14 protein-coding genes are annotated in these 20,051 nt (G+C 59.5%); 5 read left to right on the top strand and 9 right to left on the bottom strand.

Annotated features, from left to right (window positions below):
• Positions 1–227: 227 nt before the first annotated feature.
• The 9 genes from MNODULE_RS01545 to MNODULE_RS01505 form a co-directional block, all read right to left on the bottom strand.
• Entirely contained in the window at positions 228–2,255 is a 2,028-nt protein-coding gene (locus MNODULE_RS01545; RefSeq protein WP_168057731.1) for an ABC transporter ATP-binding protein, read from the bottom strand.
• Positions 2,252–3,667: an ABC transporter permease gene (locus MNODULE_RS01540; RefSeq protein ID WP_168057730.1), complete on the bottom strand. Its 1,416-nt coding sequence runs from the start codon at positions 3,665–3,667 to the stop codon at positions 2,252–2,254. Before MNODULE_RS01540 ends, MNODULE_RS01545 begins: the two co-directional genes overlap by 4 nt.
• Entirely contained in the window at positions 3,667–4,644 is a 978-nt protein-coding gene (locus MNODULE_RS01535) for an ABC transporter permease (protein WP_168057729.1), read from the bottom strand. The genes MNODULE_RS01540 and MNODULE_RS01535 overlap by 1 nt, the downstream gene beginning before the upstream one ends.
• A complete protein-coding gene (locus MNODULE_RS01530; RefSeq protein ID WP_168057728.1) occupies positions 4,641–6,803 on the bottom strand; it encodes an ABC transporter substrate-binding protein in 2,163 nt (720 codons plus the stop codon). The genes MNODULE_RS01535 and MNODULE_RS01530 overlap by 4 nt, the downstream gene beginning before the upstream one ends.
• A gap of 85 nt (positions 6,804–6,888) precedes the next feature.
• Positions 6,889–7,278 (bottom strand): preprotein translocase subunit SecG, encoded by a 390-nt coding sequence (gene secG / locus MNODULE_RS01525; RefSeq protein WP_168057727.1) that lies wholly within the window; start codon positions 7,276–7,278, stop codon positions 6,889–6,891.
• Between the two features lie 74 nt (positions 7,279–7,352).
• Positions 7,353–8,132 (bottom strand): triose-phosphate isomerase, encoded by a 780-nt coding sequence (gene tpiA, locus MNODULE_RS01520; RefSeq protein ID WP_168057726.1) that lies wholly within the window; start codon positions 8,130–8,132, stop codon positions 7,353–7,355.
• Positions 8,133–8,184: 52 nt separating this feature from the next.
• Entirely contained in the window at positions 8,185–9,384 is a 1,200-nt protein-coding gene (locus MNODULE_RS01515; protein WP_272953218.1) for a phosphoglycerate kinase, read from the bottom strand.
• Between the two features lie 70 nt (positions 9,385–9,454).
• Positions 9,455–10,459 (bottom strand): type I glyceraldehyde-3-phosphate dehydrogenase, encoded by a 1,005-nt coding sequence (gap, locus tag MNODULE_RS01510; protein WP_168057725.1) that lies wholly within the window; start codon positions 10,457–10,459, stop codon positions 9,455–9,457.
• 118 nt (positions 10,460–10,577) lie between these two features.
• Positions 10,578–12,953, bottom strand: coding sequence for a PBP1A family penicillin-binding protein (locus MNODULE_RS01505; RefSeq protein ID WP_168057724.1), 2,376 nt, complete (start codon positions 12,951–12,953; stop codon positions 10,578–10,580).
• Positions 12,954–13,242: 289 nt separating this feature from the next.
• Here MNODULE_RS01505 and MNODULE_RS01500 point away from each other — a divergent pair, with 289 nt between their 5' ends.
• The 5 genes from MNODULE_RS01500 to MNODULE_RS01480 all read left to right on the top strand — a co-directional run bounded on the left by MNODULE_RS01500 (position 13,243) and on the right by MNODULE_RS01480 (position 20,011).
• Positions 13,243–13,887, top strand: a complete 645-nt coding sequence (locus MNODULE_RS01500) for an HAD family hydrolase (RefSeq protein ID WP_168057723.1) — start codon at positions 13,243–13,245, stop codon at positions 13,885–13,887.
• A 22-nt stretch (positions 13,888–13,909) separates the two neighbouring features.
• Positions 13,910–15,451: a M16 family metallopeptidase gene (locus MNODULE_RS01495; RefSeq protein ID WP_320412335.1), complete on the top strand. Its 1,542-nt coding sequence runs from the start codon at positions 13,910–13,912 to the stop codon at positions 15,449–15,451.
• Positions 15,452–15,459: 8 nt separating this feature from the next.
• Positions 15,460–16,899, top strand: coding sequence for a M16 family metallopeptidase (locus MNODULE_RS01490; protein WP_168057722.1), 1,440 nt, complete (start codon positions 15,460–15,462; stop codon positions 16,897–16,899).
• A 50-nt stretch (positions 16,900–16,949) separates the two neighbouring features.
• Positions 16,950–17,909, top strand: coding sequence for a hypothetical protein (locus MNODULE_RS01485; protein ID WP_168057721.1), 960 nt, complete (start codon positions 16,950–16,952; stop codon positions 17,907–17,909).
• A 101-nt stretch (positions 17,910–18,010) separates the two neighbouring features.
• On the top strand, positions 18,011–20,011 hold the full coding sequence (locus tag MNODULE_RS01480; RefSeq protein WP_168057720.1) for a protein kinase domain-containing protein: 2,001 nt from the start codon (positions 18,011–18,013) through the stop codon (positions 20,009–20,011).
• Positions 20,012–20,051 lie beyond the last annotated feature (40 nt).

Here is a 20,051-nt window from a genome sequence, read left to right as displayed (position 1 = left end):
TCGTCTTTGTAGCGTGCCGATGGACTTACCAGACAAATTAGCCTGAATTGGAATAATCCTACGTGATCCGTCTATTCATTGTCAAATAAATAATTTACCTATTTTCTTACTTATTTATACATCTTTGTCGGATGTGAGATCAGCATACAGCGATAAATGCCCAGGCGTAACAAGGGGACTATTGATTTGACGGAGGGTTGGAGGGGGGGTGTCGCGGCGTTCAGCCGTTACTTCGAATACAAATGACACCGCACGGTGTGCCCCGTACCGCGTTCGGTCTCTTCCGGATAGGTCTCGCGGCAGACCGTCATCACCTCCGGGCAGCGGGGGTGGAAGTGGCAGCCTCTCGGCGGGTTGATCGGGGAGGGAATTTCGCCTTCGAGGCGGAGGATGGTTCGCTTCTGATCGGCGTCGATCTGGGGGACGGCGGAGAGGAGGGCGCGGGTGTAGGGGTGCTGTGGATGGTTCAAGACCGCCTCGACCGGACCGTACTCCACGATCCGGCCGAGATACATCACGGCGACCTCATGAGCGAAGTATTCCACCACGGAGAGATTATGCGTGATGAAAAGATAAGCGAGTCCCAGCCGTTCCTGGAGTTCTTTCAGAAGATTCAGAATCTGCGCCTGGACCGAAACGTCGAGCGCGCTCGTCGGCTCATCGCAGACGATAACCTTCGGATCGACGGCGAGGGCGCGCGCGATGCAGATCCGCTGCCGCTGCCCGCCGGAGAACTCGTGTGGGTAGCGCGGCTTCGCCTCGATGGGAAGACCGACCTGTTCTAAAAGTTGATCGACACGGGCCTCTGCTTCGGAGGAGGATTTTGCGCGCCGTTGCGCTTCGATCCCTTCGTTGATGATGTCGCCGACCATCATCCGGGGATTCAGCGAGGCGTAGGGGTCTTGGAAGATGATCTGGCAGTCGCCCCGCTTTTCCCGAAGGGCCGGACCGGAGAGGGTCGTCAGCTCGACATCGCCGAATCGGACCTTCCCGCCGGTCGGACGGATCAGCTGAAGAATCGCCTTCCCCGCCGTCGTCTTCCCGCAGCCCGACTCGCCGACGAGGGCGATTGTCCGTCCGGACCGAAGCGACAGAGAAACCCCATCGACCGCCTTCACATGACCGACGACCTTCTTAAAGAGCCCTTTGTGAATGGGGAAGTGAACTTTCAAATCGGTGACCTGTAGAAGGGAGCCGTTTGTTTGAAGCGGTGTTTTTCGAGTTGCTGCGACGGGTGAAGCGGCTGTCCCGGTGGCCGTTGCGGGTCGTGTGGCCGCGACGGCCGGATCGTAGAGATGGCATCGGACGCCGCTCCCGGCTTCCGCAATCCAGCGGGGATCGATCTTCTCGCAAGCCTCCCACGCCGCTTCGCACCGGTTGGCGAAGCGGCAGCCGACGAATTCCCGGTTCAGCGGCGGAACGCTGCCGCGAATCACGCCGAGGTTCTCTCCCCGTTTGTTCCGGCTCGGCAGGGAATGAAAGAGCTTCTGCGAATAGGGATGGCGCGGGTTGTCGAAGAATGCGGCGCGGTCGGCGGTTTCGACGATCTGCCCGGCATACATCACCGCGACACGGTCGGCCATCTCAGAGACGACCGCGAGATCGTGGGTGATCAGGAGAATCGCCATCCCCCGGTTCTTCTGCAACTGTCGGAGCAGATCGAGAATCTGCGCCTGGATCGTCACATCGAGCGCCGTCGTCGGCTCGTCGGCGATTAACACCTCCGGCTCGCCGGCAAGCGCCATCGCGATCATGATCCGCTGCTTCATTCCCCCCGACATCTGGTGGGGGTATTCGTCATACCGCCGGACCGGATCGGGGATGCCGACCGAAGCGAGGAGATCGCACGCCCGCTTTTTCGCCGCGGCGCCGTCGAGGGAAAAATGATGCTGCAATGTCTCTGCAATTTGATCGCCGACCGTGATCACCGGATTGAGGCTCGTCATCGGCTCTTGAAAGATCATCGAGAGCCGATGGCCGCGCAAGGGGCGCATCGCCACTTCCGGGAGCGTGCAGAGATCCTGCCCTTCCAACAAAATTTCCCCCGCTACGATCCGCCCCGCCGGCTCGGGAACCAGCCGCATCAGCGACAGCGCCGTCATCGATTTCCCGCAGCCCGATTCTCCCAACAGGGCGAAGGTCTCCCCGCGGCGGACTTCGAACGAAATCCCATCGACTGCTCGGACGACTCCCGCGTCGGTGTGGAACCAGGTCTTCAGGTCGGTGACTTTCAGGACGGGATCAGGGTTGTTCATGCGCGCCCTCTCAACCGCGGGTCCAACGCGTCCCGCACCGCGTCGGAGAAAAGGTTCGCCGACAAGACCAATCCGAACATGAAGACGAAGGCGGCGATCAGCGACCACCAGACGATCGGCTCGCGCGCCATCTCCATCCGGGCGCTGTTGATCATGTTTCCCCACGAGATCATCGCCGGATCGACGCCGACCCCGACATAAGAGAGCACCGCCTCGGCGAGGACCAGGCCGCTGAAGTCGAGCACCACCGAGATCAGGACGATATGCATGACGTTCGGAAGGATATGCCGAATAATGATCCGCCAGCTTCCGACCCCCAATGCGGTCGCGGCCTGGACATAATCCATTTCCCGCAGCTTCAGCGTCTCCCCGCGCAAGAGGCGGCAGAGGCCGATCCAGCCGGTGACGCCGAGAATAATGCAGAGAAAGAGGAGTCGAACGTCGGCGCGCCGTGTGACGCTGGTGAAGGCGTCGGCGTTCTGATCCATGTAGACCTGAAGGATCAAAACCGCCGCGGCGATCAGAAGAACCCCCGGCACCGAGCTGAGGGTGGTGTAGATATATTGAATGACATCATCGACCCATCCCCGGAAGTAGCCTGCGGCAATCCCCAGGAGGACGGCGAAGGGGAGCATCACCAGCGTCGTCACGGTCCCGATCACCAATCCGGTCCGGATCGCCTTGAGCGAGAGATAGAGAACATCCTGCCCCACCTTATCGGTTCCAAGGAGATGATATTGAGTGCTGAGCGACCAGGCGATGCCGGCCACCGCCAACATCAACGTGATCGTTCCCAACGTGGCCCGCCAGGCGGTTTCGGTCTTTCCCTTCAGAATGGCCTGCGCCATCGCTCCCGGCTCGGTTCCATGCCGCCGGCTGAGGAGGAAGAGAAAGTGAATGTTGACGATGAGGGCCGCGACGAGGCCGAGGAGCCCCCCCTGGAGGGCGGTGAAGGCCACATCCTGCGACCACTCCTTTTCCGGGTCGGCAAGATGCGCCCCGCCGAAGCGCAGCCTGGGAAAGAGGCGCGCCTGGGTGCCGTCGGGCATTTCGACCGTCTCCTTCGCGTAGGCGTGGGTGGCGAGCGGGGCGGAGTAGGTCCGCTCGGTATTTTTTCGAAGCCGGTCGGTCATGACGTCGAGAAGCGAGAGGACTTCCGGCGAATACTGTGTCTTCTGTCCGGCCTCGGTCGCCGGCAGCCGTTTTTTGAAGTGGATCGAATCGATGAGGCCGATGCCGACGTAAGCGAGCAGGATCACCATCGCCGCCATCGCCACCGGACGCCGGCGGATCTGCCGCCAGGGGGCGCGCAGCGGCTCGCGCCGGGAGGCGTAAAGGCCGAAACCGACAGCGGCGGCCAATAGAAGAAAGACCAAGAGGTCGGTCCAGAGGATCACCGGAAGGATCGACATCAGTTCAACCTCACGCGCGGATCGACGAGGGTATAGGAGAGGTCGGTCAGGATCAAACCGATGATGTAGAGGACCGAGCCGAGAAAGACCATCGCCCGGACGATCGCGAAATCTTGGCTGTTGATCGCGTCGATCGTGTAACTTCCGAGGCCGGGGATGCCGAAGAACGACTCGGTCAGAAGGGAGCCGAGAAAAAGGAGGGGGATGACGACGACGACGCCGGTCAAAATCGGGACCAATGCGTTCCGCAAAACATGGCCGAAGAGAACCCGCAGCTCGGAGAGCCCCTTGGCGCGCGCCGTCCGGACATATTCTTTGCCGATCTCTTCCAGGAAGATCGTTCGGTACCAGCGCAACCCGCTCCCGATCCCGGCGACCAGGCCGATCAGGACCGGAAGGAGGATAAACTTCAGGGCGGTGAGGCCGTCGGCGTATCCGGAGATCGGGACGAGCCGCAGGACCTTGCTGAAGAGGTACTGGCCGCCGATGATGTAGAAGAGAGAAGAGATCGACATCATCGCCACCGCGACGATCACCCCCCAGAAATCGATGTAGGTGGCGCGGAAAAAGGCGACCAGCATCGCGGCGGTGATATTCACGAGGAGGCCGATGATCAAAGCGGGGAGCGCGATGGAAAGGCTCGGCCACATCCGCTGTTTGATGTCGGCCCCGATTTCACGGCCGTCGTCGGCCGGTCCGAAGTCGAACACGAAGAGCTTCACCGATTTTTCGAAGAAGATCGTCCTGGTGAATTTCTCCATCCCCTCCGCGGCGGGGTTGAAAAGGGTCGGCTTGTCGTAGCCGTGCTCCGCTTTCCACTTGTCGATCGCCTCCTGGTTCACCCGCTTCATCCCGAGGTGCATCCGGGCCATGTTGTCCGGCGTGTTCACGACAAAGAAGAGAAGAAAGGTGAGGAGGTTCACACCGATCAGAATCGGAATCGCATAAAGGATCCGGCGGATCAGGTAGCCGATCATTTCGGTGCCCCCTGCTCCTTGCGCCGGTAGGTCGCCACTGCCGGGAGGGTGCCGGCAACAAGAACGGCGACGATCGCCGCCACCGGCCACCAGACCGGCCTGTTCCAGACCCGGCGCTGTCGGGCGCGGAGATCGGGATCGAGCTTCCCATATTTCAAGGTATTGTTCGCCATCAGATTCGGCTTGATGTTGTGGCGCCAGGCATGATGGAGGCCGAACTGTTTCGGGTGGAAGCCGGAGACCCAGGGGGCGTCGCGCCGGACGATCTCCAGCATCCGGTCGATGATCGCCTGCCGCTCCGGCGTGTTCTCCATGTTCTTCATCTTCTCGAAGAGGCGGTCGAACTCCGGGTTTGCGTAATTGGTCGCGTTTTCCCCGTTTTTCCCCGCCTTGGCGTTCGGACCGTAGAGGAGGAAAAAAAAGTTCTCCGGATCGGGATAGTCGGCGTTCCATCCCCACTGGAACATCTGCGCCGTCCCCTTGAGCATCTTGTCCTGAAAGCGGTTGTAATCGGTCGCCCGGACGACCAGTTGAATGTTCAGCTTCTCGAACTGCTTGCGCATCCAATCGAGGCTCGATTTCGCCTCCGGCCCGGTGCCGGTGGTGTCGAAGTTGAGGATCAACGGCCGCCCGGTTTTGGCGTCGCGGCCGTTGGGGTAGCCGGCCTCGGCCAAAAGCCGCCGGGCGGTCTCGATCGATTTCTGCTGGGGGCGTCCGTTCACCCAGTCGTAAACATAACGATTGATCCCCGCCGCTCCCTCCGTGTAGCCGAAGATCCCCGGCGGGAGGGGGCCCTGCATCGCGATGCCCCGTCCGTTCCGGAAGATGGCGATCGACTCCTCTTGATCGACGGCGATGGCGATCGCCCGGCGGAGCTTGCGGGCCGATTCGGAGTCTCCCCCCACCACCGGGTCGAGCATGTTGATCCCGAGGTAGAAGGTGCTCGTCTCCACGCTGGTGATCAGCCGGATTCCCTTTTCCTTCATCTCCGCCGTGATGTCGGCGTCCCCCTGGCCGCCGATCCGGACCGCCTGATCGAAGTTGTCGGAGGCGATCCCGGCGCTGTCGTAATAACCCTGGAGGAACTTGTTCCAGATCGGAATTCCTTCTTTCTCCAGGGTGAAGACGACCTTGTCGATGAAGGGGAGCGGCTTGCCGGCGTCGGCGAGCAGGCCGGATTGTTCGTCTTCCGGCTCTCCCTCGGTCGGATAGGCTTCGCCGTGGAAATTCGGATTTCGCTCCAGAACCATCTGGCGGTTCGGATTGTTCACCGTCAGCATGTACGGCCCCGTTCCGATCGGATACCAGTCGAGGGTGATGTTTTTTTCGATCAGCCCCGGCTGCGAGTAAAACCGGTCGGCTTCATGCGGGACCGGGGCGAAGAAGGGCATCGCCAGCCAGTAGAGGAACTGCGGATATTTGCCGGCGACCTTGATCCGATAGGTGTGCCGATCGACCACTTTGACCCCCGAGAGGGGATACTCCCGCAGATCGAGGAAGGCCCCCGGTTCGGCCTTCTCCTGTGCCTTCCGAAGGGTTTCGCCGAGCTCCCGCAGGCCGACGATATAATCCGACATGAAGCCGTAGATCGGGGAGTGGATCTTCGGGTGGGCCAGCCGTTTGATCTGGTAAACATAATCCTCGGCGGTCAGCTCCCGGCTGCCGGTCTGCTTGAAGTCGCCGAGCGAGGAGATCCGGTCGAGCCCTTCCGGGCCGAGGGAGTGATAAAGAGGGCGGCCCCCCGGATCCCGTGCGAAGGCCGGGTGCGGCTGATAACGAATGCCCGGCTGGATTTTGATCTCATAGAGACTGAATGCAACCTGCTCGGCCGGCGTATCCTCGTTGACCCGCTCCCCCTGGGCGTTGAGATAAACGGGGGTCGGCATCCCGGCGGCGGTCAAGGGAACCAGCGTGTAAGGCCGCTTCAGGTAGTGATACTGGAAGGGGGGCTCGTAGATCTGTGCGGTGAAGATGATTTCGTTGGAGGAGTACGACTGCGCCGGATCGAGGTGCTTCGGCCGCTCGCTGAAGGAAGAGTAGAGGATATTCTTCCCCTCTTCCTGTCGAGGATAAGGGTTGTTCAACGGGGGTCCGGCGCATCCGACGAACGGGAGCAGGATCAACGCTGAGATGAGTTTTTTTACAAAAAGAAGGTTCATGCCTATAAGGCACGATCATACTGATTTTTGAGACAAAACTCAATGGGGCCGTTGGCCGGCCCCATCTTTTAGAAAGGGTTCGTTATTATTTCGCCGGGGCGGGCGCGGCGGGCGCTCCTTCCGGGGAATTGGCCGGAGAATCGGCCGAAGGATCGGCCGGAAGGGTGTTCGGGCCGCCCGCGGCCGGAAGCTCTTTGGGAATGAGTTCATCTTTCGTTTCGGTGTCGATGATCGATGAGGCGATCGAGCGTTCCCGGCTTAAGATCGAAAGGCTCAACGAGGTGACCATAAAAAGGATGGCCGCCCCTACGGTCAGCTTGCTCAAGAAGGTGGCGGCGCCGCGGCTGCCGAAGATCGTTTGGCTCGATCCTCCGAAGGCGGCCCCCATCTCGGCCCCCTTGCCGGCCTGCAGCAGAACGACGGCCATGAGAATGAGGCAGACGATAATATGGATGACGGCGATCAGTGTGTACATCGGTTCTCCTCTAGACTAAAACTTGCATAATACTCGATCCGGGCGCGCATTTCAACTGCGATCTGCGCGGCGAATCATTTCTCTTTCGCTTTGACTCCCAAATCGATCATATTACAAAACGACTCGGCAAACAGGCTGGCGCCCCCCGCCAATACGCCGTCGATATCGGCCTCTTCCATGAAGGCCGCAATGTTTTTCTCTGTTGCGCTCCCGCCATAAAGAATACGCGGTGTGTCGGCCTCTTCTTCTTTCGAAAGAGAGCGGAAAAAGTCCCGGATCCGGCGGTGGACCTCTTCCGCTTCCGACGGCTGCGGGGTCAGCCCCGTGCCGATCGCCCAGACCGGCTCGTAGGCGATGATCCAGTCCGAGGGGCCCGGCCGGAGATCATCCAGTGCTTCTCTGATCTGTCGCTCAATGACTTCCCCGGTTTTTTCTTCTTCCCGCTCTTCGCGGGTTTCGCCGACGCAAAGGATCGGGATCAGCCCCGCCCGCAGCGCCCCCCCGATCTTTTTATGGATCAATGCGTTCGTTTCGCCGAAGTAGGTCCGGCGCTCCGAGTGGCCGATGATGACATGGCGGCATCCGGCATCGCGAAGCATCAGCGGTGAGACCTCGCCGGTATACGCCCCCCGCTCCTCAAAATGGACGTTCTGGCCCGCCAATCCGATTTGGAGCGGCCTCTCTTTCAGAAAGTCGGCCATGGGGGCCAACATCGTGAAAGGGGGGGCGACGATCGTTTCCCAGGGGGCCCCGGGGAGCTGCGGCCACCGCTTCTCGACCGCTTGAAGATATTCCCGTGCTTCAGCGATCGTCTTGTTCATTTTCCAGTTGGCGATGAAGCAGGGGGTGCGCATTTGTCATGGCCCGGGTCTGCGGCGGGGCGACCCATGCGGCGCCCCGACAGGGTTATCCTTCTTTTTCCGGCAGAACGGTCAGTCCGGGAAGCTCTTTTCCTTCCAGAAGCTGCAGGGCCGCCCCGCCGCCGGTGGAGATGAACGAGATATTCTCCGATTCGCCCGCCCGGTGAACGGCCAGCGCGGTCTCCCCGCCGCCGACGATCGTCAACGCATACGAGTTGGCAACCGCATGGGCGACGGCAAAGGTTCCGCGCGAGTAGGCGTCCATCTCAAAAACGCCCATCGGGCCGTTCCAGAGGATCGTCTTGGCATTGGCCAGCACTTCGGTGAAGAGGTGAACCGACGCGGGGCCGATATCGAGCCCGATCCACCCCTTCGGGATCTCCTGGACCGGAACCCGCATCGTCTCGGCCGCCGGATCCATGCTGGTGGCCACCACACAATCGACCGGAAGGTAGAACTTGATCCCCCGCTCGATCGCATGCTCCTTGATCTCCCTCGCGAAATCGAGCATCGAATCTTCGACCAGCGAGTTGCCGACATCGTGTCCCAGCGCCTTTAAAAAAGTATAAGCCATGCCGCCGCCGATGATGACTTTATCGACCTTTTTCCCGAGGTTTTCGATCACCCCGATTTTTCCGGAGACCTTTGCTCCTCCCAGGATCGCCACGAAGGGCCGGGCGGGGTTGGCCACCGCCCCCTCCAGATAGGAGATCTCCTTTTTCATCAAAAACCCGCACGCCTTGGTCTTGACGAATTGGGTGATGCCGGTGACCGAGGCGTGGCTGCGATGAACCGTTCCGAAAGCATCGTTGATATAGACGTCGATCCCAAGATCGGCCAATGCCTTGGCAAAGCCCTCATCGTTCTTTTTCTCGCCGGGATGAAAGCGGAGGTTTTCCAGGAGAAGGACGTCGCCCGGTTTCAACCGGGCCACCATATTTTGAACCTGAGGCCCGATGCAGTCGGGGGCGAATTGGACCTCCTTCCCGAGAAGGCGCTGGAGCCGCTTCGCGACCGGGGCGAGCGAATGGCGCGGATCGACCCCTTTCGGCCGATCGAGATGGGAGGCGAGAATGATGATGGCCCCCTCGTCGATGGCGTAATTGATGGTCGGAAGGGTCGAGCGGATTCGGGTGTCGTCGGTGATATGAAGATCGCTGTCCAATGGGACGTTGAAATCGGCCCGGATGAAAATCCGTTTTCCTTTGATCGGGATATCCTCAATCGTCAGTTTGTTCATGTGCATGGGTATGATCCTTCATTTGTGCGTAGGGGGACCGTATGTGTGGTAGGGTTGCAATACGCCCCTACCGATTTTATTTATGTCCTGCGATGTAGAGAATCAGATCTCGAACGCGGCAAGAGTAGCCCCATTCGTTGTCGTACCAGGCGATCACCTTCACCATCCGATTCCCGATCACCTTGGTCAGGGTTCCATCGACAATCGAAGAGTGGGCGTTGCCGTTAAAATCAGTCGAGACCAACGGCGCTTCGGTGTACTGCAAAATCCCCTTCATCTCTTTCTGGGCTGCGTTGGAGAGGGCCGTGCGGACCGATGCCTCCGTGGCATCCGATTCCAGCTCTGTAACCAGATCGACCACCGAGACATTCGGGGTCGGCACCCGGATCGCCATGCCGTCCAACTTTCCGGCCAGCTCGGGGAGGACCTCCGAGAGCGCTTTGGCGGCGCCGGTGGTGGTCGGGATCATCGAGAGCGCGGCTGCCCGCGCCCGTCTTAAGTCCTTATGGGGCAGGTCGAGCAATTGTTGATCGTTTGTGTAGGAGTGGACCGTCGTCATCAGGCCCCGCTTGATCCCAAATTGGTTCGACAGCACCTTGGCCACCGGGGCAAGGCAGTTGGTCGTGCAGGAGGCGTTCGAAATGATGTGATGACGGCTTGAATCGTACTTCTCTTCGTTCACTCCCAAAACAAGGGTGATATCGGGGTTCTTCGCCGGGGCGGAGATGATCACCTTTTTGGCCCCGGCGGCGAGATGCTTCTCCGCGCCGGCCCGGTCGGTGAATTTGCCGGTCGATTCGATCACCACGTCAATCGCCATCTCCTTCCAGGGGAGGGCGGCGGGGTCTTTCTCTTTGGTGATCCGGACCGATTTGCCGTCGACCAGCAGGGCATCGTCCTTCGCTTCAATCTCATGATCGAAGATGCCGTGCACCGAATCGTATTTGAGAAGATGGGCGAGGGTCTTGGCGTCGGTTAAGTCGTTGATCGCAACAAACTGCAAATCGGGATTCGCGAACGCGGCTCGGAAGACATTTCGTCCAATCCTTCCAAATCCATTAATCGCCACGCGTACTGACATGATCCGCTCCTTTTTTAAGGATTCTTAAAAGAATAAAGAATGACGTAAGGGGTGAGGCGTTGGGCGTAAGGGGGAAAGGCAAAAGAAAAAATCTTTTACCACCCACGCCTCACGGTTCTTAAAACGAAGCCTCTTCCTCGTCCAGCCTGAAGAATTGGGTCGGCGTCGGGGTCTCGACCTTGAACTCCTTCGGTTCGGTCCCCCTGACGAAAATTTCGACGACCCCTTTCTCTTCACCGGGAGGGGCGAGGAGCCCCGTTTGCGGGTCTATCTTAGCATAAACGATATTGTCAGGGATAGAGAAAGGAGTGATCGGAAAACGGGAGAGACTCTCCTGCATAAAGGACATCCAGATCGGCAGGGCGGTGCTTCCGCCGGCCTCCCGGTCTCCCAAGGAGCGATTGTCGTCAAACCCCACCCAAACGCCCGCCACCAGGTTGGGGGCAAAGCCGATGAACCAGGCATCGGTGAACTCGTTTGTCGTCCCGGTCTTGCCGGCCAGCGGCCTTCCGAGCGATTTCGCTTTTCGCGCCGTTCCCCGTTGGATCACATCTTCCATCATGTTGGTCACCACGTAGGCGGTCTCTTTCGAGACGACCTGCTGCGGGGCCAACTCCCGATGCTCCAGGACCCGGCCGTTGTGGTCGCTCACCGAGATGATCAAGGTCGGCTCGACGCGGACCCCCCGATTGGCAAAGACGGCATAGGCGGAGGTTAATTCGGTGAGGGTAAGACTGGAAGAGCCGAGCGCCAGGGAGAGATCCCGGGTCATGGGACTCTGGATGCCGACCCGTTTCGCGAATTCAATGACGTTCCGGACGCCCACCTGCTCTAAAAGCCGGACGGTCGCAAGGTTTCGGGAATAGGTCAGCGCCTCCCGTAGGGTGATCAGCCCGTAGAATTTTTCTTCGTAGTTCTCCGGTTTCCAGACCGTGTCCAATTCCGCATCGGTGTAGACCACCGGATTGTCGAGGACCATGCTCGCCGGGGTCAACCCCCGCTCGATCGCCGTCGCGTAGATGATCGGCTTAAACGCGGAGCCGGGCTGCCTTTTCGCGACGATCGCGCGATTGAATTCGCTTCGCCTGAAGTCGTATCCTCCGACGAGCGCCTTGACCGCCCCGGTCGCCGGATCGATCGCAACGAGCGCCCCCTCCGCGGCCGGCTCCTGCTCGAGGCTGAAGAAGGCCCCCTTCCCCTCTTTGCCGGCCTTTTTCACCTTCACTTTGATCAGGTCGTGCACCTTGACGATGTCCGATACTTTCGGTTTTTCAATGACCTGTAGATCCTCCAGGCGCGATCCTTTCAGGCGACGGGCCGCCCAGGCCATCTCCTCCATCAACATCTTCCCGGTGACCCCCCCCGCCTGGACCAGAGCATATCCTTCTTTATCGGAGATCTGGGTGACATGTCCCTCTAAAATATCCCCCACGATCAAAGAAGAAACGGCGATTTCGGCCGCTTCCGCCGGCTCTTCATATTTGCCGAGCGGCCCCCGGTATCCCTGGCGCTTGTCCAGCTCGCGGAGGCCGGTCTTCACCGCCTGGTTGGCGGCGCGCTGCATGTCGATGTTGAGGGTCGTATAGACGTTGAGCCCCCCTTTGTAAACGGCGTCGTCGCCGTATTTGGCGATGAGGTATAGCCGGATATGCTCAAGGAAATGGAGGGCCAACGCTTCATCGGGGGCCATTTTTTGAAAGAAAAGATCTTGCCCGTAGGCCTTGCGGTATTGCTCTTCGGTAATGAATTTTTCATCCACCATCCGCCGCAGGACGACCCCTTGGCGCTGCTTCGCCTTTTGGGGATGGCGATAGGGAGAGTAGTCGTTCGGCGCCTTCGGAAGACCGGAGAGGAAGGCGACCTCCGCAAGCTGCAATTCACTGACGTCTTTCCCGAAGTAAGTCCGCGCCGCCACCTGGACCCCGTAGGCCCCATGCCCGAAGTAGATCTGATTCAGATAGATCTCAAGGATCTCATCTTTCGTCAGCATCATCTCCATTTTCCTGGCGAGGAGGATCTCTTTCAACTTTCGCTTCATCGTCCGCTCGGGGGTGAGAAAAAGCGAACGGGTCAGCTGTTGGGTGATGGTGCTCGCCCCCTGGCGAATCCGCATGTTCTCCAGATTGGTCAGGAAGGCCTTGATGATCCGGATGTAGTCGAAGCCGCCGTGCTCATAGAAGCGGGAATCTTCCACCGCTAAGATCGCCTGGATCAGCTCTTTCGGCATTCGGGTGAGGGGAACGAAGACCCGCTTTTCGATATAGAACTGTCCGACGACCCGGTTGTCGTCGGAATAGATCCGGGTCGCCTGGCTCGGCTCATAACTTCCCAGCATTTCGAGCGAGGGGAGGTCCCTGGAAAAATACCAGATGATCCCGCCGACGCTGAATGCAGCGATGAGGACAAGGGAGAAGAGAGAGAGAAGGAGCCACTTCAGCCATCGAAAGCGGCGCTTTCCTCCCTCGTTATTTTCGACCGGAAAATCCAAATTCACCCGGATTTACAAGAGAAAAGTAATTGAATCGAACCTTCAGGTTAGCGGTTTTCCCCCGCCTTGTCAAGGTTGACTTCCGTTGTTTTCAAAGGAAAAAGAAGCTCGTAGGGGCGGCCCGGGCCGCCGCGGGAAATCGAGGGGGAGTCGGCGGCTCGCCCCGACAGGGGATTGAAAACTTTCTCCGATTCTCTTATAGTACCCCAATTAGGTTGTGCATGCAGCGCTTTTATCGTGAAGCGCCCGTCAAAGGAGAGGGAGCGGTTTTTATGTTCCTCCAAGAAAGCGCAGGATGAATCCGGTTTCGCTTCTGATTTTTGATCTCGATGGCACCCTCATCGATTCCAAAAAAGATCTCGCCATTTCCGTCAACCTGACCTTTCGCGACCTCGGTCTTCCTGAAAAGCCTTTGGAGGAAATCTACGGCTATGTCGGAAACGGGGTTCGGCGGCTCATCCTCGATTCGCTGGGGGAGGCCGATCCCATTTTGCTCCGGCAGTCGCTGGAGATCTTCGAGGGGCACTACCTGAAACACCTTCTCGACGAGACCGACCTTTATCCGGGAATGGAGGAGGTCTTGATCCACTTTAAAGTGAAAAAAAAAGCGGTCGTCACGAACAAGCCGCTTCTGTACACCACCCGGATCATCGAAGGATTGGGGGCCCGCCCGCACTTCGATTTGATCCTCGGCAGCGAGCCGATCGTCAATTTAAAACCCCACCCGGAGATGCTCTTGCGGACGATCGAACATCTGAGGGTCTCTCCCTCCGAGGCGGTGATGATCGGGGATTCGGTCAATGACGTCCAGGCGGCGCGCTCGGCGGGGATCAGATCCTGCGGGGTCGGCTACGGCATCTGCGATCCCGACCTGGTCCGCTCGGCCGAACCGGACTTTTTCGCCGAAACGGTCGGCGATCTCAAACGCCTTTTCATCTAGTCGCGAAGGCAAAGGAGTTTTTGTGAAAAAACCGGTTTTTCTTTTTGTCATTCTCTTTGTCTGTTCTTTATCCGGGACGGCCGCTTCGGCACAAAGTCTCGCCGATCGGGTCGTCGAGCATACCCTCTCCAACGGCCTCACCGTCTTGATGGTGGAGCGCCACCAGGCGCCGATCATCTCCTTTCGGATCACATATAAAGTCGGCTCGGTGAATGAACACAGCGGAATCACCGGGGTGGCCCACCTCTACGAGCATATGGCTTTCAAGGGGACGCAGCGATTGGGGACCTCCGACTATCAGAAAGAAAAGGAGGTCCTTGAGGAATTGGAAGGGCTCAATTGGGAGATCGTCCAGGAGGAAGCCAAGGGTTCGGAGGCCGATTCGGAGCGGCTGAAGGGTCTTCGGGAGAAATTCGAAGCGCTCGAGAAAGAAGCGAAGCAATGGGTGGTGACGAACGAGCTGGCGGAGCTGTACAACCGGAACGGCTCGGTCGGCTTCAATGCCTCCACCAGCCGGGATGTGACCTCCTATGTCGTCTCTCTTCCGTCGAACCGCCTTCCCCTCTGGGTCGCCATCGAGGCCGATCGGATGGCGAATACCGTTCTGCGAGAATTCTACAAAGAACGGGATGTCGTTCTCGAAGAGCGGCGGCGAAGCGTCGATACGAACCCCGGCGGAAAGCTCTATGAGACCTTTCTCGCCACCGCCTTTCTCGCCCATCCCTACGGCTATCCGACCATCGGCTGGCCGTCGGACGTCGGCTCCCTCTCCGCCGCCGAGACCGAGCGCTTTTTCCGGACATACTACACCCCAAGCAATACCGTCATCGCCATGGTCGGCGACTTCAAGGTGGCGGAAGTGATCCCCCTGCTTGAGAAAACCTTCGGGTCGATTCCGTCCGGCCCCCCCCCGCCGCCGGTCGTCACGGTCGAGCCGCCGCAACTGGGAGAGCGCCGCGTCGAGGTGGAGGACGAGGCGAATCCGCAGGTGGTGATCGGCTATCATAAGCCGAATTTCGAGCACCCCGACGATCCGGTCTTCGATGTCATCGACTCCCTCCTCTCTCTCGGAAGGACCTCCCGGCTCTATAAGAAGCTGGTCGTGGAGAAAAAGATCGCGGTCGGCGCCAGCTCGAGCTCCGGAACCCCCGGCGCCCGCTACGCAAACCTTTTTACCCTCTCCGCCACCCCGCGCGCCCCCCATACGGCCGCGGAGGTGGAGGAGGCGATTTACGAAGAGCTGGAGCGGTTGAAGAATGAGCCGCCGACAGAGAAGGAGTTGGAGAAGGTGATCACGAATTTGAATGCCGACCTAGTCCGATCGCTCCGATCAAACAGCGGTCTCGCCAGCCAGCTCGCCTATTTCGAGGCGGTCGCCGGCGACTGGCGGTATGTCCTCCGGAACCGGGACAAAATCATGAAGGTCACCGGAGAAGATGTCATGCGGGTGGCCCGCACCTACTTTACAAAGAAGAACCGGACGGTGGCGACGCTCGTCCAAGTGCTCCCCGCGGGGGAGCCGGGCGGGAAAGCCCTCCCGATTTTAAAGGAGGGGGGACAATGAGAAGGAGAATGAATCGATTGTCTGTTCTGTTTTTGGTTTTTCTCTGGAGCCTCTCCCTCGTTCCCTCTCCGTCCGCCGCGCCGGCGCCCGCCGCAACGGAGCTGCCCGATCCGCGGACGATGACCTTTCCCGCGCCGGCGTTTCAGCCGCCGAAGCCGGAGCGACAGGTCCTCTCGAACGGGATGATCCTCTATCTGCTTGAAGATCACGAGCTTCCGCTCATCCGGATGGAGGTCATCGTCAAGACCGGCAGCATCTACGAGCCGGCCGACAAGATCAGTCTCGCCGGGTTGACGGGGGCGATCATGCGGACCGGCGGAACGAAGCGCCACAGCGGAGACGAGGTCGATGAAATCATCGATCAGATGGCGGCCGATCTTTCGGTGGGGATCGGCGCCGACGCCGGGGGGGCCTGGCTCGACGTCTTGAAGAAAGATTTCGATGCAGGGCTCGCTCTCTTCGCCGATATCTTGATGAACCCGGTGTTCGAAGAGGAGAAGCTTCAGATCGCGAAGAACAACGCCATCGAAATGATCCGGCGCAGAAACGACCGGCCTTCTTCCATCGCCAGCCGCGAGTTTAACAAGCAGATCTACGGCGCCGACAACCCATACGGGCGCGAAGCGACCGAGGAGACGGTCCGATCGATCGTCCGGGACGATCTGGTCGCCTTTCACCGGAAATATTTCGTTCCCAACAATATAATGATCGGGGTGACCGGCGATTTCGACAAAAAGGAGATCATTGCGAAGATCGAAAAGGCCTTTGCCGGTTGGAAGAAGAAAAAGATCGACTTTCCGGAGGTCCCCTCGGTGGTCGAGCGGAAAGACGGAGGGGTCTACGCGATCGCCCGTCCGATCACGCAGACCCAGATCCGGATCGGCCACCTCGGCATCAAACAGAATAATCCCGACTTCTTCGCGGTCTCGATCCTCGACGATATCCTCGGCGGTGGCGGGCTCACCAGCCGTCTCTTCAGCGACGTCCGGACGCAGCGTGGCCTCGCCTACTCGGTCGGCAGCGTCTTTCGCCCCGGTAATTTCGAGCGGGGGGTTTTCATCGCCTATGGAGAGACCCGGGTCGACACGACCCATCAGGCGATCTCCACCATCCTCGACCATATCCGAAAAATCCGCCGGGAGCCGGTCACGGACGAGGAGCTGAAGCGGGCGAAGGAGTCGTTCCTTAATTCGTTTATTTTTTCGTTCTCCAGCCCGGCGCAGATCGTCAGCCGGAAGATGTCGCTGGAGTATTACGGGCTTCCGAGCGACTTTCTGGAGCGATACCGGGACAACGTGGCCAAGGTGACCAAGGAAGATATCCTGAGGGTGGCGAAGAAATATCTTCATCCCGACCGGCTGGTCATCCTGGCGGTCGGAGACGACGGAAAATTCGACCAGCCCCTCTCATCGCTGGGGAAAGTCACTCAAATCCAATTGACACCATAAAGGACGGGAGGCGGTAGGCGCTTTTCCCCTTCCGCCTTCCGATGACTCAGATGCTTCATCGATTGAAATTAAGAGTTCTCTACGGCCATCTGCTGATGGACCGCGCCGCGCGGCGGCTGAAGATGCGGATCATCCTTTTGTCGGGATTCGCCGTTTTTCCCCCGTTTCTCTTGATCACCTATCTGGTGTTTTTTGAGACGCGGGTGATTTTTTTGACGATGATCGGCCTTCTCTCCTCCCTTGTCTGCATTCCGGTCGGCCTTTATGCCTATGCGAAGGGATTCGGCCGTCCCCTCCGCGAGATTTGGCGGGAGCGGCCGGATGAAATGAAATGGTTTTCCTTGAAAATCGGATTTCTTTATTCCTTCGCGCTTTATTGGATGATCCTCGGGATCGTGGAGTTTCTCTTCGGCTATCAAGCTTTCCGGGCGGCGCTGATCAGCTTTGTCGCCAGCGCCGTCGCGCGGGACGGCTTCGAGATCGGTTATCTACGGGCGCGGCAGGAGAAGGGCCAGCGGACTATCTTTCCCGACGGACGGCCGATCGGAGAGCTTTTTTGGCCTAGGACACGGGGCGGCCACCCGCACACGGCGCCGGCTTCGAACCTGCTGCTGATTCTGCTGGCGGCCGTGATCGGCGGCGCGGTCGGCGCGATCCTCGGGCCGGTTCTGGAAAATTCCCTTCATCAAACGCTGGCGGTCGGGGGTGTCATCGGCCTGATGGCCACCCTGGCCTATACCCGATTTCTCCCCGCCCTTCCCGGGATCGTTCAACTCGTCCGGTTTTTTATTTGGCCGGGCCTGACGATGGCCGCGACCTATTTTCTCATTCTCGCCTATCTCCTTCGGATCATCTTCCAAGTTCCCCTTTCCCCCGCGACCGACTTGGCCCTTCTAACGGCGGCCTGCGCCGGCTGGATGACCCTGGAGTCGCTTTTTCTCGGTCTTCTCAAGCGGGAAGCGGGTCTCGCCGAAAAGCCGCTTGAGCGTGGAATCATCCCGACCGTTTAGTCCGTTTGATCCAGGAAAAACGGCAGGGGACCTCCCGGAAGAAAAAGGTTGAAAATTCAGACCAGTTTGGGATATAGTGGGGCGTTATTTGGGTTTTTGAAATGGAAAAACTCCTGGGTGAAAAACAGCCGCGCAAGGCGGCCGCTCTTTTTGGAAGGTACCGGCTTCTCCGGCCGCTGAAGCGAAGCCCGTTTCTTGAAAATTATCTGGCGCAGGGGGAGTCCCCTCCGCACACGATGGTTGTTTTGAAGCGGCTCCATCCGCTGGTGATCCACCGGACCGATTGGGTTTCCCTTTTTTTAGACGAGGCGAAACAAGCGGCCACCCTCTGGCATCCGAACATCCTCCGGATTTATGACCTCGGCGAAATCGACGGCATCCCTTATTTCGTCCAACCGTATCTCTTCGGCAAAAAACTGCAGACCCTTCTGGCGCGAAGCCGCTCTCTCCCGATTCCGACCGGAATGGCGCTGCTTCTCATTCGGCAGCTTCTTGACGCGCTCCAATTTTCCCACGCTCTGACCGGACGCTCCGGGAGGCCGATCGCGCACGGCGGGCTCCATCCGGAGCGGATCTTTATCGGCTACGACGGCGTGGTGGGGGTCGGCGATTTTGGCCTGGGCTGGCTGGAGGATCCCCGTTCGGCCATCCGCTCGCGTTATCGCGCGCCGGAGTCGATCTCCGAAAGAAAGGGGGGGGAGATTCCGAGCGGGACGCCCGGAGAAGATCTCTTCGCCGCTTCGGCCATTCTCTGCGAGCTGCTCGGCGAGTTTCCGGAACCGGTCAAGGCCGACATGCAACCGTGGGGGTATCTTCCGGCGTCCATTCGCTCGATTCTGGTCCGGGGCCTCGCCGTCGACCCGGCGGCGCGCTTTCAAACGGCGGGCGAAATGATCGCGCCGATTGAATCGATTCTGCAAGGCGAGTATCCGCGGCTCAATTTAACGAACTATATCCAGGCTTTTTTCGGAAAAGAGATCGAAGCGGAACGGCGGGCCTTCGCACGGTTCGCGCCGACCGAAGGGGGAGGGTCCGCCTCCGGCGAGCCGCTGCTTTTCGAACGGATGGAGCTTCCGGCGGTCTTGGTCCCGCACGCTCCATCGCCGGCGCCGGCGATCGATCCCGGGCTTCCCCAAGAAGCGGCTGCACCCGCCTTGGCCGTTGTAGAGACGGTCGTCCCCCTCCCTGTAATCTCGGATTCGTCTGCAGGGGAAACGGCCGCCCCCTCCCAAGAAGTCCATCCGGAGAAAAAAACCGTTTCTTGGCAGCCGATCTGGTGGGGCCTCTTTGGATTGCTGATGACCGGTTTTGTAGGGGTCCTCTTTTTTTCGCTCTACCGCTCTTCACCCGCTCAGGTCGCTTCCGCTCCGGCGGCGCCGTCTCCCGTCATCGCGTCGCGGCCCGATCCGATCGATCCCCCCGCTTCTGCGGTGGAAGAGAACATCGAAGCCAAAGAGGGCGCGCTTTCTCCCGAGCAAGAAATCGCCCTCCCCCTTTCTCCCGCAGCGCAGCCGGTTTCACCCGAGCCTCCGGCTCCGGCGCCCCCTCCTTCCGGCGGAAGACCGGAGCAGGATCAGATCAACAAGACGACTGTTTTATCGGCCTTCAAGAACGATTCTTCTTCAGCCCCGGTGTCGCCTCCGCCGGTGGCTCCCCGCGATGCGTCCCCGGCCGCGGCAAAAATCTCCCCGAAGTTGAGGGAAGGATCGCCTCCGCAACCGAAGGTGGAGGAGGTTCCCGCCGGCAAGAAGACCAATGAAGAGATGTTGCACGAGTTGATCGAACGACAGCGGCGCGCCTATCAGAGCCAGGATTGGGCCCTCTCGCGGCAGGATGTCGCCGACGGAAGCGCCTTTGAGGGGCAAATCGCCGAGCTCTTCGGAGGGGCCGAACCGATCCGTGTCGAATTCCAGATTTTCGGATTGAAAGTCCGGGGGGACGAGGCCGATCTTTCGCTGATGCAGACCGCCCGCCTTCGGAAGGGGAAGGGGGTGTCGCTTCAGAAGGCGCTTCTTTTCTGGAAATTGAAGAAAGAAAAGGAGCGGTGGAAGATCGAGAAATTCAATGTCATCGAGAAGTACCCGCCGATTGAAGTCGGATAAGTCGCGGGGCACCCGCCCATTCCCTCCTCTCTTGACCTTT

This window comes from Candidatus Manganitrophus noduliformans (assembly GCF_012184425.1).
Lineage (GTDB): Bacteria > Nitrospirota > Nitrospiria > SBBL01 > Manganitrophaceae > Manganitrophus > Manganitrophus noduliformans.
Note: the sequence above shows the minus strand (reverse complement) of the source record. Positions and strands in the feature narration are given on the sequence as shown.